Origin of the sequence: Flavobacterium sp. LC2016-12 (assembly GCF_015351595.1) — a bacterium.
Taxonomy (GTDB): Bacteria; Bacteroidota; Bacteroidia; order Flavobacteriales; family Flavobacteriaceae; genus Flavobacterium.
On sequence record NZ_JADKPT010000009.1, the window covers coordinates 140305 to 157676 of the forward strand.

The 17372-nt window shown below is 33.0% G+C and carries 18 protein-coding genes and 2 tRNA genes; 11 read left to right on the forward strand and 9 right to left on the reverse strand.

From position 1 onward, the window contains the following. Window positions 1-210 precede the first annotated feature (210 nt). Window positions 211-933 (forward strand): murein L,D-transpeptidase catalytic domain family protein, encoded by a 723-nt coding sequence (locus tag IRZ99_RS15080; protein WP_194658058.1) that lies wholly within the window; start codon window positions 211-213, stop codon window positions 931-933. On the opposite strand, the gene IRZ99_RS15085 is transcribed toward IRZ99_RS15080, so the two are convergent. Next, window positions 922-2523, reverse strand: a complete 1602-nt coding sequence (locus IRZ99_RS15085; RefSeq protein ID WP_194658059.1) for a murein L,D-transpeptidase — start codon at window positions 2521-2523, stop codon at window positions 922-924. The genes IRZ99_RS15080 and IRZ99_RS15085 overlap by 12 nt on opposite strands. 464 nt (window positions 2524-2987) lie before the next feature. On the opposite strand from IRZ99_RS15085, the gene IRZ99_RS15090 reads away from it, so the two are divergent. Next, a tRNA-Gly gene (locus IRZ99_RS15090) sits at window positions 2988-3060 on the forward strand. A 107-nt stretch (window positions 3061-3167) separates the two neighbouring features. After that, window positions 3168-3240 (forward strand) — tRNA-Gly (locus IRZ99_RS15095). Between the two features lie 122 nt (window positions 3241-3362). Here the strand turns inward: IRZ99_RS15095 and pepE are convergent. Further along, window positions 3363-4070 carry a dipeptidase PepE gene (gene pepE / locus IRZ99_RS15100; RefSeq protein ID WP_194658060.1) on the reverse strand — a complete coding sequence of 236 codons (708 nt, stop codon included), beginning with the start codon at window positions 4068-4070 and terminating at the stop codon, window positions 3363-3365. Between the two features lie 162 nt (window positions 4071-4232). On the opposite strand from pepE, the gene IRZ99_RS15105 reads away from it, so the two are divergent. The 7 genes from IRZ99_RS15105 (at window position 4233) to IRZ99_RS15135 (ending at window position 10289) form a co-directional block, all read left to right on the forward strand. Next, window positions 4233-4988: a hypothetical protein gene (locus tag IRZ99_RS15105; RefSeq protein ID WP_194658061.1), complete on the forward strand. Its 756-nt coding sequence runs from the start codon at window positions 4233-4235 to the stop codon at window positions 4986-4988. After that, window positions 4975-5700, forward strand: coding sequence for a carboxypeptidase-like regulatory domain-containing protein (locus IRZ99_RS15110; RefSeq protein WP_194658062.1), 726 nt, complete (start codon window positions 4975-4977; stop codon window positions 5698-5700). The genes IRZ99_RS15105 and IRZ99_RS15110 overlap by 14 nt, the downstream gene beginning before the upstream one ends. Next, window positions 5690-6451, forward strand: coding sequence for a hypothetical protein (locus IRZ99_RS15115; RefSeq protein ID WP_194658063.1), 762 nt, complete (start codon window positions 5690-5692; stop codon window positions 6449-6451). Before IRZ99_RS15110 ends, IRZ99_RS15115 begins: the two co-directional genes overlap by 11 nt. Continuing rightward, window positions 6441-6947 (forward strand): DUF6702 family protein, encoded by a 507-nt coding sequence (locus tag IRZ99_RS15120; protein WP_194658064.1) that lies wholly within the window; start codon window positions 6441-6443, stop codon window positions 6945-6947. The genes IRZ99_RS15115 and IRZ99_RS15120 overlap by 11 nt, the downstream gene beginning before the upstream one ends. A gap of 67 nt (window positions 6948-7014) precedes the next feature. Further along, window positions 7015-9258, forward strand: a complete 2244-nt coding sequence (locus tag IRZ99_RS15125; protein WP_194658065.1) for a M1 family metallopeptidase — start codon at window positions 7015-7017, stop codon at window positions 9256-9258. 105 nt (window positions 9259-9363) lie between these two features. Beyond that, on the forward strand, window positions 9364-9723 hold the full coding sequence (locus IRZ99_RS15130; RefSeq protein ID WP_194658066.1) for a twin-arginine translocase TatA/TatE family subunit: 360 nt from the start codon (window positions 9364-9366) through the stop codon (window positions 9721-9723). Between the two features lie 2 nt (window positions 9724-9725). Further along, window positions 9726-10289 (forward strand): phosphatase PAP2 family protein, encoded by a 564-nt coding sequence (locus IRZ99_RS15135; protein WP_194658067.1) that lies wholly within the window; start codon window positions 9726-9728, stop codon window positions 10287-10289. A gap of 107 nt (window positions 10290-10396) precedes the next feature. Here the strand turns inward: IRZ99_RS15135 and IRZ99_RS15140 are convergent, their stop codons facing one another. The 6 genes from IRZ99_RS15140 to IRZ99_RS15165 form a co-directional block, all read right to left on the reverse strand. Continuing rightward, on the reverse strand, window positions 10397-11113 hold the full coding sequence (locus IRZ99_RS15140; protein WP_194658068.1) for a phytanoyl-CoA dioxygenase family protein: 717 nt from the start codon (window positions 11111-11113) through the stop codon (window positions 10397-10399). A gap of 81 nt (window positions 11114-11194) precedes the next feature. Beyond that, window positions 11195-11836, reverse strand: coding sequence for an O-methyltransferase (locus IRZ99_RS15145; protein ID WP_194658069.1), 642 nt, complete (start codon window positions 11834-11836; stop codon window positions 11195-11197). Window positions 11837-11952: 116 nt separating this feature from the next. Beyond that, complete coding sequence (locus IRZ99_RS15150) at window positions 11953-12318, reverse strand: hypothetical protein (protein WP_194658070.1); 366 nt, start codon at window positions 12316-12318, stop codon at window positions 11953-11955. A gap of 202 nt (window positions 12319-12520) precedes the next feature. Beyond that, window positions 12521-13072 (reverse strand): hypothetical protein, encoded by a 552-nt coding sequence (locus IRZ99_RS15155; RefSeq protein WP_194658071.1) that lies wholly within the window; start codon window positions 13070-13072, stop codon window positions 12521-12523. A gap of 4 nt (window positions 13073-13076) precedes the next feature. After that, complete coding sequence (locus IRZ99_RS15160) at window positions 13077-14468, reverse strand: hypothetical protein (protein WP_194658072.1); 1392 nt, start codon at window positions 14466-14468, stop codon at window positions 13077-13079. A gap of 5 nt (window positions 14469-14473) precedes the next feature. Continuing rightward, window positions 14474-15043 carry a YceI family protein gene (locus IRZ99_RS15165; protein WP_228519098.1) on the reverse strand — a complete coding sequence of 190 codons (570 nt, stop codon included), beginning with the start codon at window positions 15041-15043 and terminating at the stop codon, window positions 14474-14476. Window positions 15044-15353: 310 nt separating this feature from the next. On the opposite strand from IRZ99_RS15165, the gene rlmN reads away from it, so the two are divergent. Continuing rightward, window positions 15354-16397: a 23S rRNA (adenine(2503)-C(2))-methyltransferase RlmN gene (rlmN, locus tag IRZ99_RS15170; RefSeq protein ID WP_194658073.1), complete on the forward strand. Its 1044-nt coding sequence runs from the start codon at window positions 15354-15356 to the stop codon at window positions 16395-16397. Between the two features lie 87 nt (window positions 16398-16484). Here rlmN and IRZ99_RS15175 read toward each other — a convergent pair whose 3' ends face one another. Next, on the reverse strand, window positions 16485-17345 hold the full coding sequence (locus IRZ99_RS15175; protein ID WP_194658074.1) for a hypothetical protein: 861 nt from the start codon (window positions 17343-17345) through the stop codon (window positions 16485-16487). Between the last annotated feature and the right edge of the window lie 27 nt (window positions 17346-17372).

Sequence of the window (17372 nt, forward strand, 5' to 3'; positions counted from 1 at the left end):
TATCTTTTTAATATTGTAAGTATACAGCTACGTAATAAAAGTTAAAATAATATGTAAAAATAAGATTTTTACGTCAAGTTGCTAATTTTTTGTTTTTGATCTGTTAAATTTTAAACAAAACAGCCTTGATTCACAGGGATTTATTTTGTGTGGGATATTTTTTTTATACTTTTGTTAAACCCAAATTTGTTATTAACCTAAAGAAATTCAATGATTTACAAAATTTATCCACTGCTAGTGTTTTTGTTATTATCTTTTGGTAAAGATTCAAAAAGCACTCCCGAAACTAAAAAAGTAGCAACTAAAAGTATCGCTAAAGTTGAAAAACTTACTGTCGAAGCTAAAATTGAAGGTGTCTATCACGCTTTGAATCCTAACAATTATCAGTTGCCTGAACTTAGAACTTTCTCTGAAGCCTTAAAAGGATTTTATTTATTAAAGGAAAAAGGAGTTATTCAAAAAGACATCCTAACATTGATTGATTTCAGCTTGTCATCAAATACCAAACGTCTTTGGGTAATTGATTTGGCTACAAATACTGTTTTATTTCAATCTTTGGTTGCTCACGGAAGAAATACAGGTGAAGAGTATGCTTCTAATTTTTCAAACAATAATTCCTCTAATAAAAGTAGTCTTGGTTTTTATGCTACAGGCGAAATTTATCAGGGAAAACACGGTGTTTCTCTTCGATTAGATGGTTTAGAAAATGGTGTAAATGACAATGCTCGCGAAAGAGGAGTTGTAATGCACGCAGCAGATTATGTTTCAGAATCCTTCATCAGAAATAATAAAAGATTAGGCAGAAGCCAGGGTTGTCCTGCAATTCCGTTTGAATTGAGAGATAAAATAATAGAAACTATAAAAAACAAATCGTGCTTGTATATCTACCATCCGTCAAGAAGTTTTGCGATGGAAGAAAGGCTAATTTCTTAGTTGGGTATACAAATCCGAATCTAAATTATAAATATCAGCTCTGAAAATGAGCTGATTTTTTTTGCTCCACGCCGTCCAGTACCATTGATATAAGGCGTACTTTTTTGTTATTCTGATATTAGTCGTGGTTTTGGTTTCAATAATTGAATCGATTTTTTCTTTCGGCCAATTTGTCGAAATGCTATCATTCAAAATATGTTCTGCAAGTTCTAGCGGATTTTCAATACGAACACAACCGGAACTTAACGAACGATTATTTCGTCCAAAAATATTACGATGATTGGTATCATGTAGATAAACGCTATGGTGATTTGGGAATAGTATTTTCATCAATCCTAAAGAATTATTATAACCCGGACTTTGCACATATTTATAATTACCAGGTTTATTTTCATTCCACTTACTTGGATCAACTTCATGGCCCGTAGTATCATATATAGTAATGTTTTTATTTTTTAGATAATTACGATTACGTTTCATAGCCGGAACCACATCTTCTTTTAAAATAGTTGGCGGAACGGTCCATGTTGGGTTAAAAACCACCGTTTTTAAGACCGAAGTGATAATGGGAGTTTTTCTTTTGCTTGTTCCAACAACAATATTACGTACTAAAGTAGTATCTTGACTTTCGACCACGTTCAGGCTGTAATTAGGAATATTGATGATAAAATAGTTCTCAGCAAAATCATTGTTATACCAACGCCAACGCTCTAAATTAGCAATAATTTGCTGTTTTCTTTTTTCTTTAGAATAATTTAAGGCGCTTATTGTGCCTTGTCCGATAACACCGTCAGAAGCTAGGCCATGTCTTTCCTGGAATCTTTTTATTGATTCATATGTCTTTTTATTATAAATAGTGCTTAAACTATCTTTTCCGGACATATCTCCCCAAAACAAAAGCCTTTTTTTAATATTGATTAAAGCGGCATTGGTGTCATTTAAAGATATTTTCTTTGTCAAAGAGTCAATAGCAATCATTCCAATATCGTCTTCTGGAAATGTATCAATAATTTCAAGTGCTTTTAAAAGCTCTCTGTAAGTTTCTGATTTTGGTTGGATATTTTCAACAATGCTGTCTAGTTTGTTTTTGTTAAAGGCTTTTATCAAGACACTATTAACATCCAGGTTTTTTTCTTTGAGGTCCCAATCTGTATATAATTTTTTAGGATCGAGTTTTCCTTTGTGCAAATGATTTAAGTACAATTCAAAATTATAGGTTAGTAAAATATCATATGTTGCCAGCTCTCTATCGTTAAGTTTGCTGATTCTTTTCTCGTATTTTTCAAGTGTAACAGATTTGTAATCATTTGGATCTAAACCTAGCGCTGAACAATTTTTTAACTGAGATAAAACATAAGTTCTTTTTTTGAGATTTCCCCAAACGGTTTTGTTATTGGAAGAATTGTAAAATTCCTGAAGCGTTTTACTCTTAAAAACCCCAATCAGGGCAGTATCAATAGAAACTGTTCTTTCATCAGTAAGTATAATTGCAGGAGGTGGAGTTGTTTTTTTTACAGGAATAACTTTTGTTTCCTCTTTTTTGCAACTAACAAAAATAGATAAGATGATAAGAAAGTAAATATTTCTCATTTTATATTTTATATACATTAAATAGTGTTTGCTAACATCTTTCATATCAAATGGTTTAACCTTGGTCCTGTATTAAAGTTTAAGCTGATCTTTTTTTGGCGTGTTTCTAAAATGGCCGTTTCTTAGATTTTTGGATCGCAAATATAGGATTGCTTGTGATAAATTATGAAATAATTCCTGTTAATTTTTTGCTATTATAAATATTGAAATTATGTGTTGTTCTGAATTATTACCTTCGAAGGTATAACTTTTTATGGGTTTTTGTTTTCTGAGAACAGGATGAAGAACCCTATAAGTTTCTTTTGAAGACATTTCTTTAATTTGAATCATAATTTATGAAAAATAATTACGTGTATAACTTTTTAGTTTTAAATAGGTTATAAGAAAATGTTGTTTTTTATTCATTTTTTTTGAAAAAAAGCTTGTTTTGAACTGAACTTATTTTTTATATTTGCACCAGTAATGCGAAAGTAGCTCAGTTGGTAGAGCTCCAGCCTTCCAAGCTGGTTGTCGCGAGTTCGAGCCTCGTCTTTCGCTCTAAAAAAACCGGAACTTCAGTGTTTCGGTTTTTTTATCAAAGTTAAATAATTATTGATTTTTATTTTTTTAAATGATTTAATTATTTATATTTGCACCCTGTTAATGCGAAAGTAGCTCAGTTGGTAGAGCTCCAGCCTTCCAAGCTGGTTGTCGCGAGTTCGAGCCTCGTCTTTCGCTCTTCAAAATCCTCAAACAATTTGTTTGGGGATTTTTGCTTTAGACTAATAGTGTAAATTCCAAATTCCAATCTTTCTGAAATATTTTTAAAATTGGAAATTGGAATTTAAAATATTGGGATTTTATTTTAAGAAGCTAAGATCACTTTCTGTTTCTAATTCTGTCGGATCTTGGTTTTGTTTGAACAAACGGGCCGTCAAACTTCCTCTTAAGGTGATTTTATCGCCTTTTACGTCTAGCCAGTTTCCTTCTCTCAAACCTAAAACCGGAATTGCATTAAAAGCATGAAACTCCTTGATTCTTGTTTCGCGTGTTTCTCCCATATGTTTTGATTGTAAATCCGGATCTAAATAATGTGGATTCAAATTAAAAGGAATTAATCCTAAAGTTTGAAAACTTGGCGGATAAACAATTGGCATGTCATTGGTTGTTTGCATTGATAAACCGCAAATATTGCTTCCTGCACTGGTTCCTAAATAAGGTGTCCCGTTTTTTACAGTTTCAGAAAGAAGCTGCATAACATTGTGTTTATATAGTTGAGTGACCAATAAAAAAGTATTTCCGCCGCCTGTAAATATTCCTTCTGCATTTTTTATCGCTTCAGCAGAATTTTCGAACTCATGAATTCCTTTTACTGAAATGTTAATTGTTGCAAATGCATATGCTGCTTTTTCAGTATACTCGTTATGTGAGATTCCTCCGGGACGTGCGAAAGGAATAAATAAGATGCTTTTACAATTTTTAAAATGCTCTTTTAAAGTAGGTAATAAATACTCTAAATAACTGCCTTCGTGAAGGGTAGAGGTGCTTGCAATAATGATGCTTTTCATAAATTTTGTACTCAAATTGTTTAGGTTAAAGGTATTAAAAACTCTTTTTTGAGACTAGAAAATCAGAGTTTAATTAACATATTTTTACCAAGCCGTTAATACTAATTTTGGAACACATTAAGATATTTTTACACTTTTAGGAATAATTTTAATTTTTTCATTTTGATCAACAAAGTTTTATGCATTTTGGTTGTTGTTTTGAGTCACACTGCATGGTCTCAGGATGAAGATCGTGCTGCTGTCAATGGTAAAATCGTTTCGAATACAAATGATTTGGAAGGTGTTTATGTGGTAAATGCACAAACTGAAGTTATGGTGACAACGGCTGCTGATGGATCTTTTTCGATAATGGCTAAACCGGGCGACACACTTGTTTTTTCTTCTATTCAATTTAAAGAAAATCGGGTTTTGCTAACCAATGAAAACTTTACGGATCTTAATTTTATTGTAAAGCTAAGTTTGGTAATGCATCAATTGCAGGAAGTTATCGTAAGACGATATGATAATATTAATGCTGTGTCTTTAGGAATTGTTCCTTCAAATCAAAAAACATATACGGAAGCAGAAAGAAAGTTAAGAACTGCTACAGATTTAGATGCTCATGTTGGATTGGGAGGATCTATTTCTTTAGATCCTATATTAAATGTTTTTTCTGGACGTTCTGCAATGCTTAAAAAAGAAGTGGCTGTTGAAAAAAAGGAATTTTTCATGAAACTTTTAGAGAATATGTTTAGTCTGGATCATTTTGTGAACCGATTGAAAATTCCGAGTGAGTATGTGAAAGGATTTGAATATTATGCTGTAGAAAATGATAGGTTTACGGTCATTTTAAATTCCAAAAATAAAACTTCAACAGAATTCTTATTAGCTGAATTGGCAGTTAAATACAAGGAAATATTGGCTAATGAAAACAAGTAAAATTTTATTAATTCTATTTTTAATAATGGCTCAAATTTCATTTGGACAAACTTCTGGGGTCAAAGAAATTTTAGGGCAGGTATTTGAGCAGTCCTCTTCAGTTGAAGGCGTTAATATCATCAATAATAATACACAAATTACAGCTGTTACAGATGAAAACGGAATGTTTTCCATTGTTGTGAAAGAAGGCGATGTTTTGGTTTTCTCTTCTGTTAACCTGGAGCCTTTAAAACTTAGAATTACGGCAGAAAATTTGACTTCTTCTGTAATTCAAATAAAGATGACTGCAAAACAGATAGAGCTGAAAGAGGTTGTTGTAAATGACAACGCAGGTATTACAGCCGAAAATCTCGGAATTGTTCCACATGGTCAAAAGACATATACACCTGCCGAAAGAAAATTATATACAGCCAAATCTACTTCCATTGATAAAATAATAAATGGAATTTCCGGGCGCACGGCGATGCTGAAAAAAGAAGTAAAAGTAGAGAAGAAAGAGATGCTTTTTAGAAAGCTGGAATATCTTTTTGATGACAATTATTATACAGAAAGATTAAGGATTTCGTTGGAAGATATTAAAGGATTTCAATTATATTGTGTAGAGGATTCTGAATTTGCCGTATCTTTGAATAGTAAAAACAAAACAATGAGTATGTTTTTAATAACTGAATTAGCCAGAAAATATCTTAAAATCCTCGAAAATGAAAAATAGCCTAAGAGTACTCGTTTTGTGCCTGTTTTGTCAAATCTCATTCGGACAGAATGCAACAAGGAAGTCGTTACACGGACAAGTGACCAACACATCACTTGCAATCGAAAGCGGATATGTAATGAACATAAATGCCAATGTTAGAACTTTTATTGGTTCTGGCGGATTGTTTGATATCATGGCAAAGCCAAAAGATACTTTGCTGTTTACCGGAATGGCATTTCAATCTAAAAAGATTGTTTTAACTGAAAAAGATTGTGCCCAAATTCTTTTTACAGTTCCTCTGGATTTAGTAAATAATCAGCTTAAAGAGGTTTTGGTGCATAAAGATTTTCAGGATAAAACACTTGAAGGCAGTTCTCAGAAAATAGTTGATATGCAGTTTGAAGATGACAAGCAATCGACAGCAAAAAATAACGTAATGTATTCTGATCAGACAATTAAATACGGAACTGATTTTGTTCGAATTTTTAAGGATGTTAAGAAGCTTTTGCGTAAAAATGATGAGGTTCAGGAAGAAGTTATTAGTGATATTGCCTTCACAGCTTATGCGAAAGATAATTTTACTCCCGATTTTTTCAATAAAACATTGAATCTAAAAGATGATGAAGTAGAGTTGTTTTTAATGTATTGTTCAAATGACCCTGAATCAAAGCGATATTTAAAACCCGATGATAAATTTCAGTTAATCGATTTTATGATTAACAAGAATAAAGATTTTAAGAATATTACTGTTTCTAAAAATGAAAAATAAATTGATTTACCCCTTAATAGGGGTATTATTTTTATCGTTATCCTCATTTGCTTTTCATAAATTTTACATGGGTGTATTTCAGGTGAATTACGCTTCTGAAAAGAAAATGATTCAAATTACATCCCGTATTTTTATCGATGACCTGAATAACGGAATGGAGAAAAAATACCATAAAAAGACCTTTGTAGGGACAGAAAAGGAAACACCTGAAGATTTAGAGTTGTTTAAAAAATACCTTTCAGAAAATTTTGTAATAAAAGTAAATGGTCAGTCAAAAGCAATTACTTTTTTGTCAAAAGAAATTGAGGCTGGTGATGTATTAGTTTGTTATTCGCGAATTAAGGATGTTGAAAAATTTAAGACACTGGAAATTTTAAACACCATTTTAGTAGATTGGAATGCTGAACAGCAAAACATTACACATATTTCAGCATTCGGCACTAAAAAGAGTGTTCTTTTTACAGAATCTTCAAGGAAAGAAGTGTTAAAGTATTAATGAAATGGATAAAATTATCATTTTAATTGTTATTTTCACACCCTGATAAAATTACCTATTACATTTTATGAAAAAACTTTCATTATTATTAATTTTCCCTGCCTTATTAATGGCTCAGGAAAAAAATACCACAGTTGCCCCAAAACAACAAGGTAAGTACGATACCAACAAATTCAGTCAAATGTATGATTTGCTGGCAACACCAAACATGTTTCGTACTGCTTCAGGAGCACCAGGTCCTGCCTATTACCAACAACAGGCAGATTATAAAATTGATATCGAATTAGACGATAAAAATTCAAAATTAACAGGTTCTGAAGTTATTACATATTCAAACAATTCACCGGATAGTTTAGAATATTTGTGGATCCAGTTAGATCAAAATCAGGCTAAAGCAAATACTCAGGCGCCATTGGCGGAGAGCGAAAAAATTAATCAGGTTTTACCGCTTGATGGTTTTTCTAGTAAATATTTGAAAAAAGATTTAGAGCGCGGTTTCAACATCGAACAGGTAAAAGACGCAAAAGGAAATCCAATGTCATATACGATCAACGAAACGATGATGCGTATTAATTTAGCCACTCCTTTAAAACCAGGTGAAAAAATTTCTTTAGCTATTAAATGGTGGTACAACATCAATAACTATAGAAAAGAAGGCGGACGTTCTGGTTATGAATTTTTCGAAAAAGACGGAAATAAATTATATGTAATCGCGCAATTCTACCCAAGAATGGCAGTTTACAACGATGTTGAAGGATGGCAAAATATGCAATTCTGGGGAAGTGGAGAGTTTGCTCTTCCTTTCGGAAACTTCGATGTAAATATTACGGTTCCTGCCGATCATGTTATTGATGCAACAGGAGAATTAACAAACAGAAGTGAAGTTTTTACTGCAGAACAGGTAAAACGTTACGAACAGGCTCAGAAATCATTTGATAAACCTGTGGTAATTGTTACACAGGCTGAAGCAGAAGCGGCTGAAAAAGGGTTTTCTGAAAAGAAAAAAACATGGAAATTTAGTGCTAAAAATGTACGTGATTTCGGTATTGCTTCTTCTAGAAAATTCATTTACGATGCAATGGCTGTAAAATTGGGTGGTAAAATTGTTATGGCAGAATCTGTTTATCCTAAAGAAGCAAATCCGCTTTGGGGAGAAACGTCTACGATGACAGTGGCTCATACTTTAAAAAGTTATTCTTCTCATACATTTGATTATCCATATCCAAAAGCGGTTTCAGTTTCAGCTGAAGATCAGGGAATGGAATATCCAATGATTTGCTGGAATTTTGGTCGTCCTGATGAAAATGGAGTTACAAGCAAAGAAGTTAAAAACGGAATGATTGGTGTTGTAATTCATGAAGTAGGACACACTTTCTTCCCGATGATTGTAAACTCTGACGAACGTCAATGGACTTGGATGGATGAAGGTTTAAATTCATTTTTAGAATATTTGGCAGAACAAGAGTTAGATCCAACTTTCCCGTCAAGACGTGGGCCTGCAAAAAACATTGTTCCTTATATGAGTGGCGATCAAAAGTTTTTAGAGCCAATTATGTCGAACTCTGAAACAATCGCGCAGTTTGGAAATAATGCTTACGGAAAACCAGCTACAGGTCTTAATATTTTAAGAGAAGTAGTAATGGGGAAAGAATTATTTGATTATGCATTCAGAACTTATGCAAACAGATGGAAGTTCAAACATCCAACTCCGGAAGATTTCTTCAGAACTATGGAAGATGCTTCTGCAGTAGATTTAGATTGGTTTTTCAGAGGATGGTTTTATTCAACTGATTTCGTAGATATCGGAATCAAAGATGTAAAACAATATTATGTTTCTGATACTCCAACAGCCGATTTAAAAGATGTCAAAGTTAGGAAAGGACGTTTTGGATTAGATAAAGGCCCATTCGTTTATTTGGTTGCAAGCGATAATGCAGAAGTTAATGCTTCAAAGAAAAAAGCTTTGAAAGTTGATGATGTAAAATTATTGGCTGATTACGTAAACCAAAGCTTTACTGCTGAAGAAAAAGCAGGTTTAAAATCACCTAAATATTTCTACGAAGTAGAGTTTAATAAACCAGGCGGAATGATTATGCCAATTTTGGTTGAGATCACTTACGAAGATGGTTCTAAACAAAACTTCCAGTATCCGGCTCAAATTTGGAGAAAAAATAATGAAACAGCTAAGAAAGTTTACGCAACTGAAAAAGCAATCAAAAGCATACAGATAGATCCAAAATTAATGACAGCTGATATTGATGTGACCAACAACTCTTGGCCAAAAGTAGAAGAAAAGTCAAAATTTGATTAAGAATAAAACTAAAAAAGACTCTGAAAAGAGTCTTTTTTTTTAAGTAAATTTTAAAACAGTCGGCTACAAAATTTAATATCTTTGTGGCACATAAAAATATAAGATATGTTTGGTATAGGAGGAGGAGAATTAGTTTTCATACTGTTTATAGTACTTATGCTTTTTGGTTCTGACAAAGTGCCTGAAATCGCTCGTACAATGGGAAAAGCTATGGCGCAATTAAAAAACGCGACCAACGATATTAAAAGCGAAATTCAAAAAGGAGCAGAGGCTAATGGCCTTGATACAAAAGCTCTTACGGATATCACCGGTAATATCAACGCCCAGATTAACGATGCAAAAACTAATTTATTAGGCGATACCACTAACTTGACCGGTAATCTGTTAGGCGATACCGCTACAGAAATCGACAAAGTAAAAGAAGATATCGACACAATCTCCGGACCTGTAAAACGCCAAATGTAATTATGCTTGAAAAAATACAAGAATTAGATACCAATCTCTTAGTGTATCTTAATGGATTAGGTTCTGAAACTTATGATAACCTTTGGCTGATTATCACCAATCAATTGTATTGGACACCATTTTTTCTATTCCTGTTTTATCTTATCTATAAAAAGATAGGTATAAAACAAACCTTGTATGTACTTCTCTTCATTGCGGTATTAATCGCTTTTACAGATCAGACTTGTAATTTATTCAAACATACTTTTCAACGTTTGCGTCCTTGTAATAATCCTGATTTTAAATCAATTATACGAATTGTTCAGGTTAGAACTTCGTATAGTTTTTTCTCTGGTCATGCAGCAAATACGATGGCAGTAGCAACATTTTTATTCTTAGTACTAAGAAGTAAATTCAAGTATTTGGGATTCTTGTTTTTATGGCCATTAATCTTCGCTTATAGCCGAATTTATTTAGGGTTGCATTACCCTGGAGATATTCTTACCGGTTACTTCTTCGGGGCTGTTTTTGGATCACTGCTGTTTTTGGTTTATCGAAAACTAAAACCTTTATATTTTCCAGAATAATTTTTAGGAGCTATTCCGGCTGTCCGCTATATCTTTTCCTGGCTAAAGGAGCCAGAAAAAGGATACCGCTTCCATCCGGGCTAGGGCACTCATTTTCAAAAGATGTTTCAGTTATTAAGAATCATTTTCTCACTCCATTCCAATCCATCTGGAAGAACTTGGTTGCTAAATTCAATATGAATAACTCTTCGTCTTTGATTATTAGTAGTTTTGTTCGAAGCGTGAACTAGTAAAGGTTTCATTATCATAATTCCACCTTTCTCAACTTCGCAAATGCTTTCATTTTCAATTTCCAGGTTTTCAACTCTGAAAATTCCTTTTGAATGCGAATTGTTGATCACTTTTAAAGCACCGTTATCTTTTGTGGTAGTATCAAGATGAATTCTGATAGTGAAATTGTTTTCCAGAATTTCCTTTGGAGGCTGAACCGCAAACTGATTTTGTTTTATGGTCCAGTTTTCAAAGTTTTCGATTTCGATTTTCTTGTCAACCGAAATCGTTAAATCCTGATGATAAGCCACAAACCAATTAGATTTTTCAGGTTTATCAAAATAGATGGATTTGGTTATAAAGTAACCTTCTCCAAAAGTAGCTTCAATAACATCTTTTAAATTTTGATTGAAGATATAAGGTAAAGTTTCAGGGATTTCTTTATGAAATTGTCTAATAGCAAATAAATCCTGGGATTTTCTAAAAGTAGCAGTATCCGATTTGTTTTCCGTATTATTCTCAATTAACGAAATCAGTTTCTCGATTTCATTTTTAGTATAAACAGCATTTATTATTGTAAAACCTTCAGTGTCTATTTCGTTTAGAGAATTCATTTTCAAATCAAATTTTATATAATTACAGATTCTAAAAAAAAAACTTAGTCCCTCAGGATCTTAGAATCTCAGAACCTTTTTCTACAAAACCCGACTCACTGTCAATCCATCACGAATTGGCAACAAAACCGTTTCGACTCTCGGATCATTTTTTAAAAGTAAATTATATTCTAAGAGTACTTTTGTACTAACATCATTCGGATGAACTGGTTCGAGGATTTTTCCACTCCACAAAACATTATCAGATAAAATAATGCCGCCTTTATTCATTTTCGGAACAATCATTTCCCAATAATTTAGGTAGTTTTCTTTGTCAGCATCAATAAAAACCAAATCAAACTTTACATCCAAAGTCGGGATAATATCAATTGCTTCTCCTAAATGCTGAAAAATTTGATTTCCCCAAGACGAGGCATCAAAATATTTACGTTGAAAATCAATTAATTCTTCTTTGATATCAATAGTATGCAATTGACCGTTTTCCTGCATGCCTTCACACAAGCATAAAGCAGCGTAACCGGTATACGTTCCGATTTCCAGAATATTTACCGGACGGATCAATTTAGATAACATGCTCAAAACACGACCTTGAAAGTGTCCGCTTAGCATTCTTGGTAAAAGAATTTTCTGGTACGTTTCTTTATTAAGTTTTGCTAATAATTCTGGTTCGTTTTCAGAATGTTGTTCGATATAATCTTCTAAGTCTTGTGAAATAAAATGCATCTTGTAGTATCTTCTAATTTGAGAGCAAAAATACAAAAAATATTGGCTCGCTTTTTTGCATAAAAAAAACCATCCGCCGTAGGAGGATGGTTTCAGTTTTGTAAATTCAAAAGAAATTATTTTTTCAATGCTTCATTAACGTCTTTGGCAGTTTTTACTGTTCCGTCTTTTGCAGCTTTTGCAGCGGCTTCTGTTTTTTCTGCAGCTTTTTTAGCGGCTTCTTTTACATCTTGTGCAGCTTTGGTTGTGGCGTCTTTTACATCCTGAGCAGCATTTTCAGAAGCTTCTTTTGCAGTTGCGGCGGCATTTTCAGCTTTAATTACAGCACTATCCTTTGCCTGTTCAATATCTGTAGTCAGTGTATCAACTTTGTTTCCAAGAGTTAATTCGTCTTCTCCCGGTTTTGGTTCTTTCTTCTCACAAGATTGAACAGCGAATGCTAATAAAGCTACAACAGCTAAGCTTAAAATTTGTTTTTTCATGATTAAATTCTTTTTAAAAGTTGATAAAATATAAAGGTTATAAAGCTGAAAAAATAAAAATACAAATTTTAAAATTAAGCGCTCTTTGTAAGATTATTTTCCTGTGAAGAGCAAGACAATTCCCGTGCCAATTTTTTTGATTTTGAAAGTTTGCTTCTAAATTTTTTTATATTCTTTAATGAAGAAAGATACTCTATTTTTTTTAGTTTTTGTACAAACTGAAATTGATCGCAATTTCGTCTTTTACTTTAATTAAACCCGCCATTTTTGTTGGTGGTTCTAACTCTATGTCAGAAAATTTTAGATTAAGAGAGCCTTGAATTTTATTGTTGTCCGAATATAATATAAAATCTTTGTATTGGAGTGTTTTATTGGTTATCAAAAAGATCAGATTGCATTTGTAATTTTTCCCAACTGAGCTGATATCTTTAATGCAAACGGTACTATTTGGGAACTGTTTTATTTTTACTGTTCCTTGTAGGTCTTTTGTCATTATTTTGTTTCCACAATCAAAATTCGACATCTTGATTTCTGTATTAAAAATGTTTTTTTTGATTGAATTTAAATAAATGGTATCTTTTTTAGTGAAATAATTAGAGCAGTTATACTTACCAACGGTTGAGTTTCCGGTAATTTCAATTTTGATTTTATTAATTACTAAAATAGAATCATTTGGTAAAAAAGTGGGTTTAGCACTTCCTAAGAAAAAGAAAATTACTAAACCCAAAATTAAATTTAAAAACAAACGTTTCATTTTATCAGAATGAAATAACTGCTTCAAACATTATTCCCTGAAAGCTGCCTCCGAAAAGGTCATTTGGAGTTGCACCATTAAATTGGGCGAAGTTTTTATAATTCTGATTCACATATTCTAATTTAGCCAAAACATTTTTTGTCATAAACCAGCCGGCAGCGCCTTCAAATCTATTTATTTGGATAGCTTCAGCGCTTGCATTTGAAAGTTTTCCATCAACTAAATTGTATTTTCCACCTACATAAAATCTTTCTCCTTCTCCAAAACGATATACCAAATCCCCAACATATTGATTTACTTTACGAGTGTCATCAGTACCTTTGAAGTCGCCGCCAGAGGTAAATTCTAAAGTTCCAAAAAACTCAAGGCCTTTGTATTTAATAAATGGATTAATCATATAAGATGTTGCCCAGTTTCCGTATGCGGGATTAAATCTTCCCGTATCTTTATTTGCCGTTGGATCGAAATTATTAGCGACAGCTGTAATTACATTTCCAGTAGTCGGATTTATTACATTATAATCAGCATGACTCATTACGCCATAAAAACGGCTTCCTGCTCTGTCTGAAGCATATAAATTTCCACTAGAATTTGCTGTATGATAATAAGATCCGGTAAGTCTGATTCTCAAATCCTGATTAATTTGCTTATCCCAGCCTAATTTCGCAAGGATTGATGGGCTAATTGTGGTGTTTGCATTTGGTTTTACGGGTGTTGTTGGAGCTGGGACGATTTCAGCTACACTTTGATTTAATTTAGAATTTGTAACACCAATCATACTGACAAATCCAGATCTGTTGTAGTAAAGTTCAGCTCCCATTTCGGTAATAAATGCATCCATAATATTATTACCTACGAACGGATTCATAAAAGCATTTCCGTTGTCTGATCTTCTAAAATGGGCATCGCCATAATTATTCTCCATCTGACCAATTTTGATCGTAGTATACTGCATAAAATCAGCTAAGAAATCTTTTTTAATAAAGTCTAGTTTATCAATTTGCAGGTAACCACCTTTTACCCAGGTTTCATTGTGATGTCTTGAAGCCAGATATACATCTAAGTTTACGCGCACACCATCATATAGTTGAGCTCCAATGGTAAAATTTGCATTTGGCAAATTGAAATTATTTTCAAGATTATTTAGTCTGTAACCTGGAGCAGTCGGTAGGTTTTTTTGATCATTAAAGGAGTTTAAGGCTTGAAATTGAAGAGCAAATGCAGCTCCCATATCGACACTAAGTCCTTTAAAAGCAACAGTGTCTTTTTTAACATCAAATTGATTGATCCCTTTTTGACTTCGTGGAATTTGGTTCTGAATGTGTCCAAAACTGACTTGCGCATTTGCAGCAAACGTACTGGCTAAAGCAATAAATAGAATATAGATTTTTTTCATGGCGATTATAAATTAAAGTTTAGATTAAATTTTAAGGTCAGATCCTGACCAGTTTTGATGGTGCCGAGTAAAGCCGTTGGGGATTTCATTCCGAAATCTGCAAAAGTGATTTTGTTGCTTCCCTGCATGTTTACTCCATCTTTGGTAATAATTGTTTTTAAAGTTGTTTTCAGAATTTTGCTAACTCCTGCAATAGTGTAAGTTCCGGTGAGTTCCCACGTAGTTTCGTTTAGTTTTTCAGCGGATTTTAAAACATATTTTATGTTCTTTTGTTTATCTGTTTTCAAAGTTTCATATGCGACCTTATCCATGCTTTTTTTCTCACTTTTAATGCTTTCTGACAAAAGAATAACCGAAAGTGATTCGATAGCAGTTAGTTTAGAATTAGTAATTTCTAAATTGCCTGTTCCGGTACCTGAGCTGGATTTCATTTCCCAATCATGCAGCGTTGAAGTGCCTGAAACAGAAAAGGTCGATTTGTTATCTAAGGTGTAGTTTTTTTGTGCAGATGCAAGTGTTGAGATTCCCAGAAAGGAAATTAGAATTACGAGTAGTTTTATTTTTCTTGATTTCATTTTAATAATTTTTTTGAAATGTTTATGGCTTTTGCCTATTCTGCCTTAGTACTAATAGCATCCTTTGTTAACTTGAACCAAATTTATCTAGTATGTTATAAGATTTTACTGATAAAAATCATTGTTAAAATTTTATTAAAATGATATTTATGACTACATCGATTTCAGTAATTGTTTCGCAGGTTATAGATGGAAAAATGAATGTTAAAATTGTAGAAATAGAAGTTTTTTAAAATTGCTCCCGTATCAATTTTTAAGATTGTATCGTAGTTTATACCATTAGAAATGAACAAATCCTTAAATTTGCACCATGCAAATCGAGAAAAAAGACATAAGAGCCTTATCAAAAGATCAATTACGAGAGTTTTTTGTCGCAAATAATGACAAAGCTTTTCGTGGAAATCAAGTCTATGAATGGTTGTGGAGCAAAGGAGCACATAGCTTTGAGGATATGACGAACGTTGCCAAAACAACACGTTCTATGCTTGAGGACAATTTTGTAATCAACCATATTAAGGTTGATACCATGCAGCGCAGTAGTGACGGCACAGTAAAAAATGCAGTACGCCTTCATGACGGTTTAGTGGTAGAATCCGTTTTGATTCCGACAGACACCAGAACAACAGCTTGTGTGTCAAGTCAGGTTGGGTGTAGTTTAGATTGTAATTTCTGTGCTACATCAAGATTGAAAAGAATGCGTAATCTGGAGCCTGGAGAAATATACGATCAGATTCTGGCAATTGATAAAGAAAGTCGTTTGTATCACAATCATCCGCTTTCAAACATTGTTTTTATGGGAATGGGAGAGCCTTTAATGAACTACAATAATGTCATTAAAGCAATTGATATGGTAACTTCATCAGAAGGTTTAGGAATGTCGCCAAAACGTATTATGGTGTCAACTTCCGGAATTCCGAAAATGATTAAGAAAATGGCTGATGATGATGTGAAATTCAAATTGGCAGTTTCATTACATTCGGCAATCGACGAAATTCGCGGACGAATCATGCCTTTCAGTGTAAATTTTCCTTTAAAAGATTTACGTGAAGCCTTAGAATATTGGTACAGAAAGACAAAAAGCAAAATATCATACGAATATGTAGTTTGGAAGGGAATTAACGATGACAAAGCCTCAATTGATGCTTTGGTAAAATTCTGTAAATATGTTCCTTGTAAGGTTAATTTAATTGAATATAATCCAATTGATGACGGTGAGTTTCAACAAGCCTCAGAAGAATCTATTATGGCTTACATAAAAGCTTTGGAAAATATTGGAGTAGTGGTTAAAGTACGTCGCAGTCGCGGAAAAGATATTGACGCTGCCTGCGGACAATTGGCAAATAAAGAAGGATAAATTTCGATTATTATAAATAAACAAAAAAGCATTAAAAACGAGAGATCTTCTTGTTCTTAATGCTTTTTTTCTGGGCAAAAAGGATTCTTATTTTTTCAAATCGATTTCTTCCGTCACGCCGTCTTTTGTGATTTTAGCAAGTGTGTCGCAACTTCCGTCTCCGTAATCAATAACTGCCGAAGCACCATTTTTAGTTACAGAAACAATTCCTTTTACAGCAAATGATTTTTTACATATTGCTTTAAATTGTAAAGGTGTTGTGATTTCAGCTGAAAAGGTATCTCCATTTGGAAAAGTAGTTGTACCGCTACCGGTTACCAAATAAGCATTATCTTCCCAATTGAACCAGGTATCATAACCTTCTACCATTTCTTTAACCAAAGAACCTTTTCTAACGTAAACGCCACCATCATCAAAAGTAATGGTCAGGTCGATTGCAGCCGTAAATACAGGATGTGCTGTTGCTAGTAAATCGGTTGTTTTTACAGTTCGTACGATGCTTTTACTACCCTGAAGTTTTTTGCCATTGTGATAAAATCCATCAAAAGTATAACTAATGGTCTGAGTTGAAGCCGAAAAATCATTAGAGAATGAAATAACCATTTTTCCTTTTACGGTATTTCCGTTTTCTAACGTACAGCCTTCAACACCAAAATCTACGGTTCTGGTCCAGGTACTATTAGTTAATACGGTTGTGATAACAGCACAACTCGGAAGGAAATTTTTTACCGGTCCGCTTGGTTTACTTGTCACATTTTGTTGTGCGCTAAATTGATCTTCAGCAATATTGGTTACATCATCTATTGAGGCGTCAATTTTAGAATTTGTAACTATTTCATCTTTTGTTATTGCTGCAGATGATCCGTCATTTGTTTTTTCATCAGAATTACAGCTGATAAAAAAAGATAAAGCGACTAATGTTCCAATAAATAAAAATTTTGTTTTCATAATAAATTAGTTTTACGTGATTTTAAT

Coding starts and splice junctions, on each gene's coding strand:
- IRZ99_RS15155 (WP_194658071.1), bottom strand. CDS start 13,072: ATGAAACGTTTGTTTTTAAATTTAATTTTGGGTTTAGTAATTTTCTTT.
- pepE (WP_194658060.1), bottom strand. CDS start 4,070: ATGAAAAGCATCATTATTGCAAGCACCTCTACCCTTCACGAAGGCAGT.
- IRZ99_RS15150 (WP_194658070.1), bottom strand. CDS start 12,318: ATGAAAAAACAAATTTTAAGCTTAGCTGTTGTAGCTTTATTAGCATTC.
- IRZ99_RS15125 (WP_194658065.1), top strand. CDS start 7,015: ATGAAAAAACTTTCATTATTATTAATTTTCCCTGCCTTATTAATGGCT.
- IRZ99_RS15165 (WP_228519098.1), bottom strand. CDS start 15,043: ATGAAATCAAGAAAAATAAAACTACTCGTAATTCTAATTTCCTTTCTG.
- IRZ99_RS15140 (WP_194658068.1), bottom strand. CDS start 11,113: ATGAATTCTCTAAACGAAATAGACACTGAAGGTTTTACAATAATAAAT.
- IRZ99_RS15110 (WP_194658062.1), top strand. CDS start 4,975: ATGAAAACAAGTAAAATTTTATTAATTCTATTTTTAATAATGGCTCAA.
- IRZ99_RS15135 (WP_194658067.1), top strand. CDS start 9,726: ATGCTTGAAAAAATACAAGAATTAGATACCAATCTCTTAGTGTATCTT.
- IRZ99_RS15115 (WP_194658063.1), top strand. CDS start 5,690: ATGAAAAATAGCCTAAGAGTACTCGTTTTGTGCCTGTTTTGTCAAATC.
- IRZ99_RS15160 (WP_194658072.1), bottom strand. CDS start 14,468: ATGAAAAAAATCTATATTCTATTTATTGCTTTAGCCAGTACGTTTGCT.
- IRZ99_RS15145 (WP_194658069.1), bottom strand. CDS start 11,836: ATGCATTTTATTTCACAAGACTTAGAAGATTATATCGAACAACATTCT.
- IRZ99_RS15085 (WP_194658059.1), bottom strand. CDS start 2,523: ATGAGAAATATTTACTTTCTTATCATCTTATCTATTTTTGTTAGTTGC.
- IRZ99_RS15080 (WP_194658058.1), top strand. CDS start 211: ATGATTTACAAAATTTATCCACTGCTAGTGTTTTTGTTATTATCTTTT.
- IRZ99_RS15120 (WP_194658064.1), top strand. CDS start 6,441: ATGAAAAATAAATTGATTTACCCCTTAATAGGGGTATTATTTTTATCG.
- IRZ99_RS15175 (WP_194658074.1), bottom strand. CDS start 17,345: ATGAAAACAAAATTTTTATTTATTGGAACATTAGTCGCTTTATCTTTT.
- rlmN (WP_194658073.1), top strand. CDS start 15,354: ATGCAAATCGAGAAAAAAGACATAAGAGCCTTATCAAAAGATCAATTA.
- IRZ99_RS15130 (WP_194658066.1), top strand. CDS start 9,364: ATGTTTGGTATAGGAGGAGGAGAATTAGTTTTCATACTGTTTATAGTA.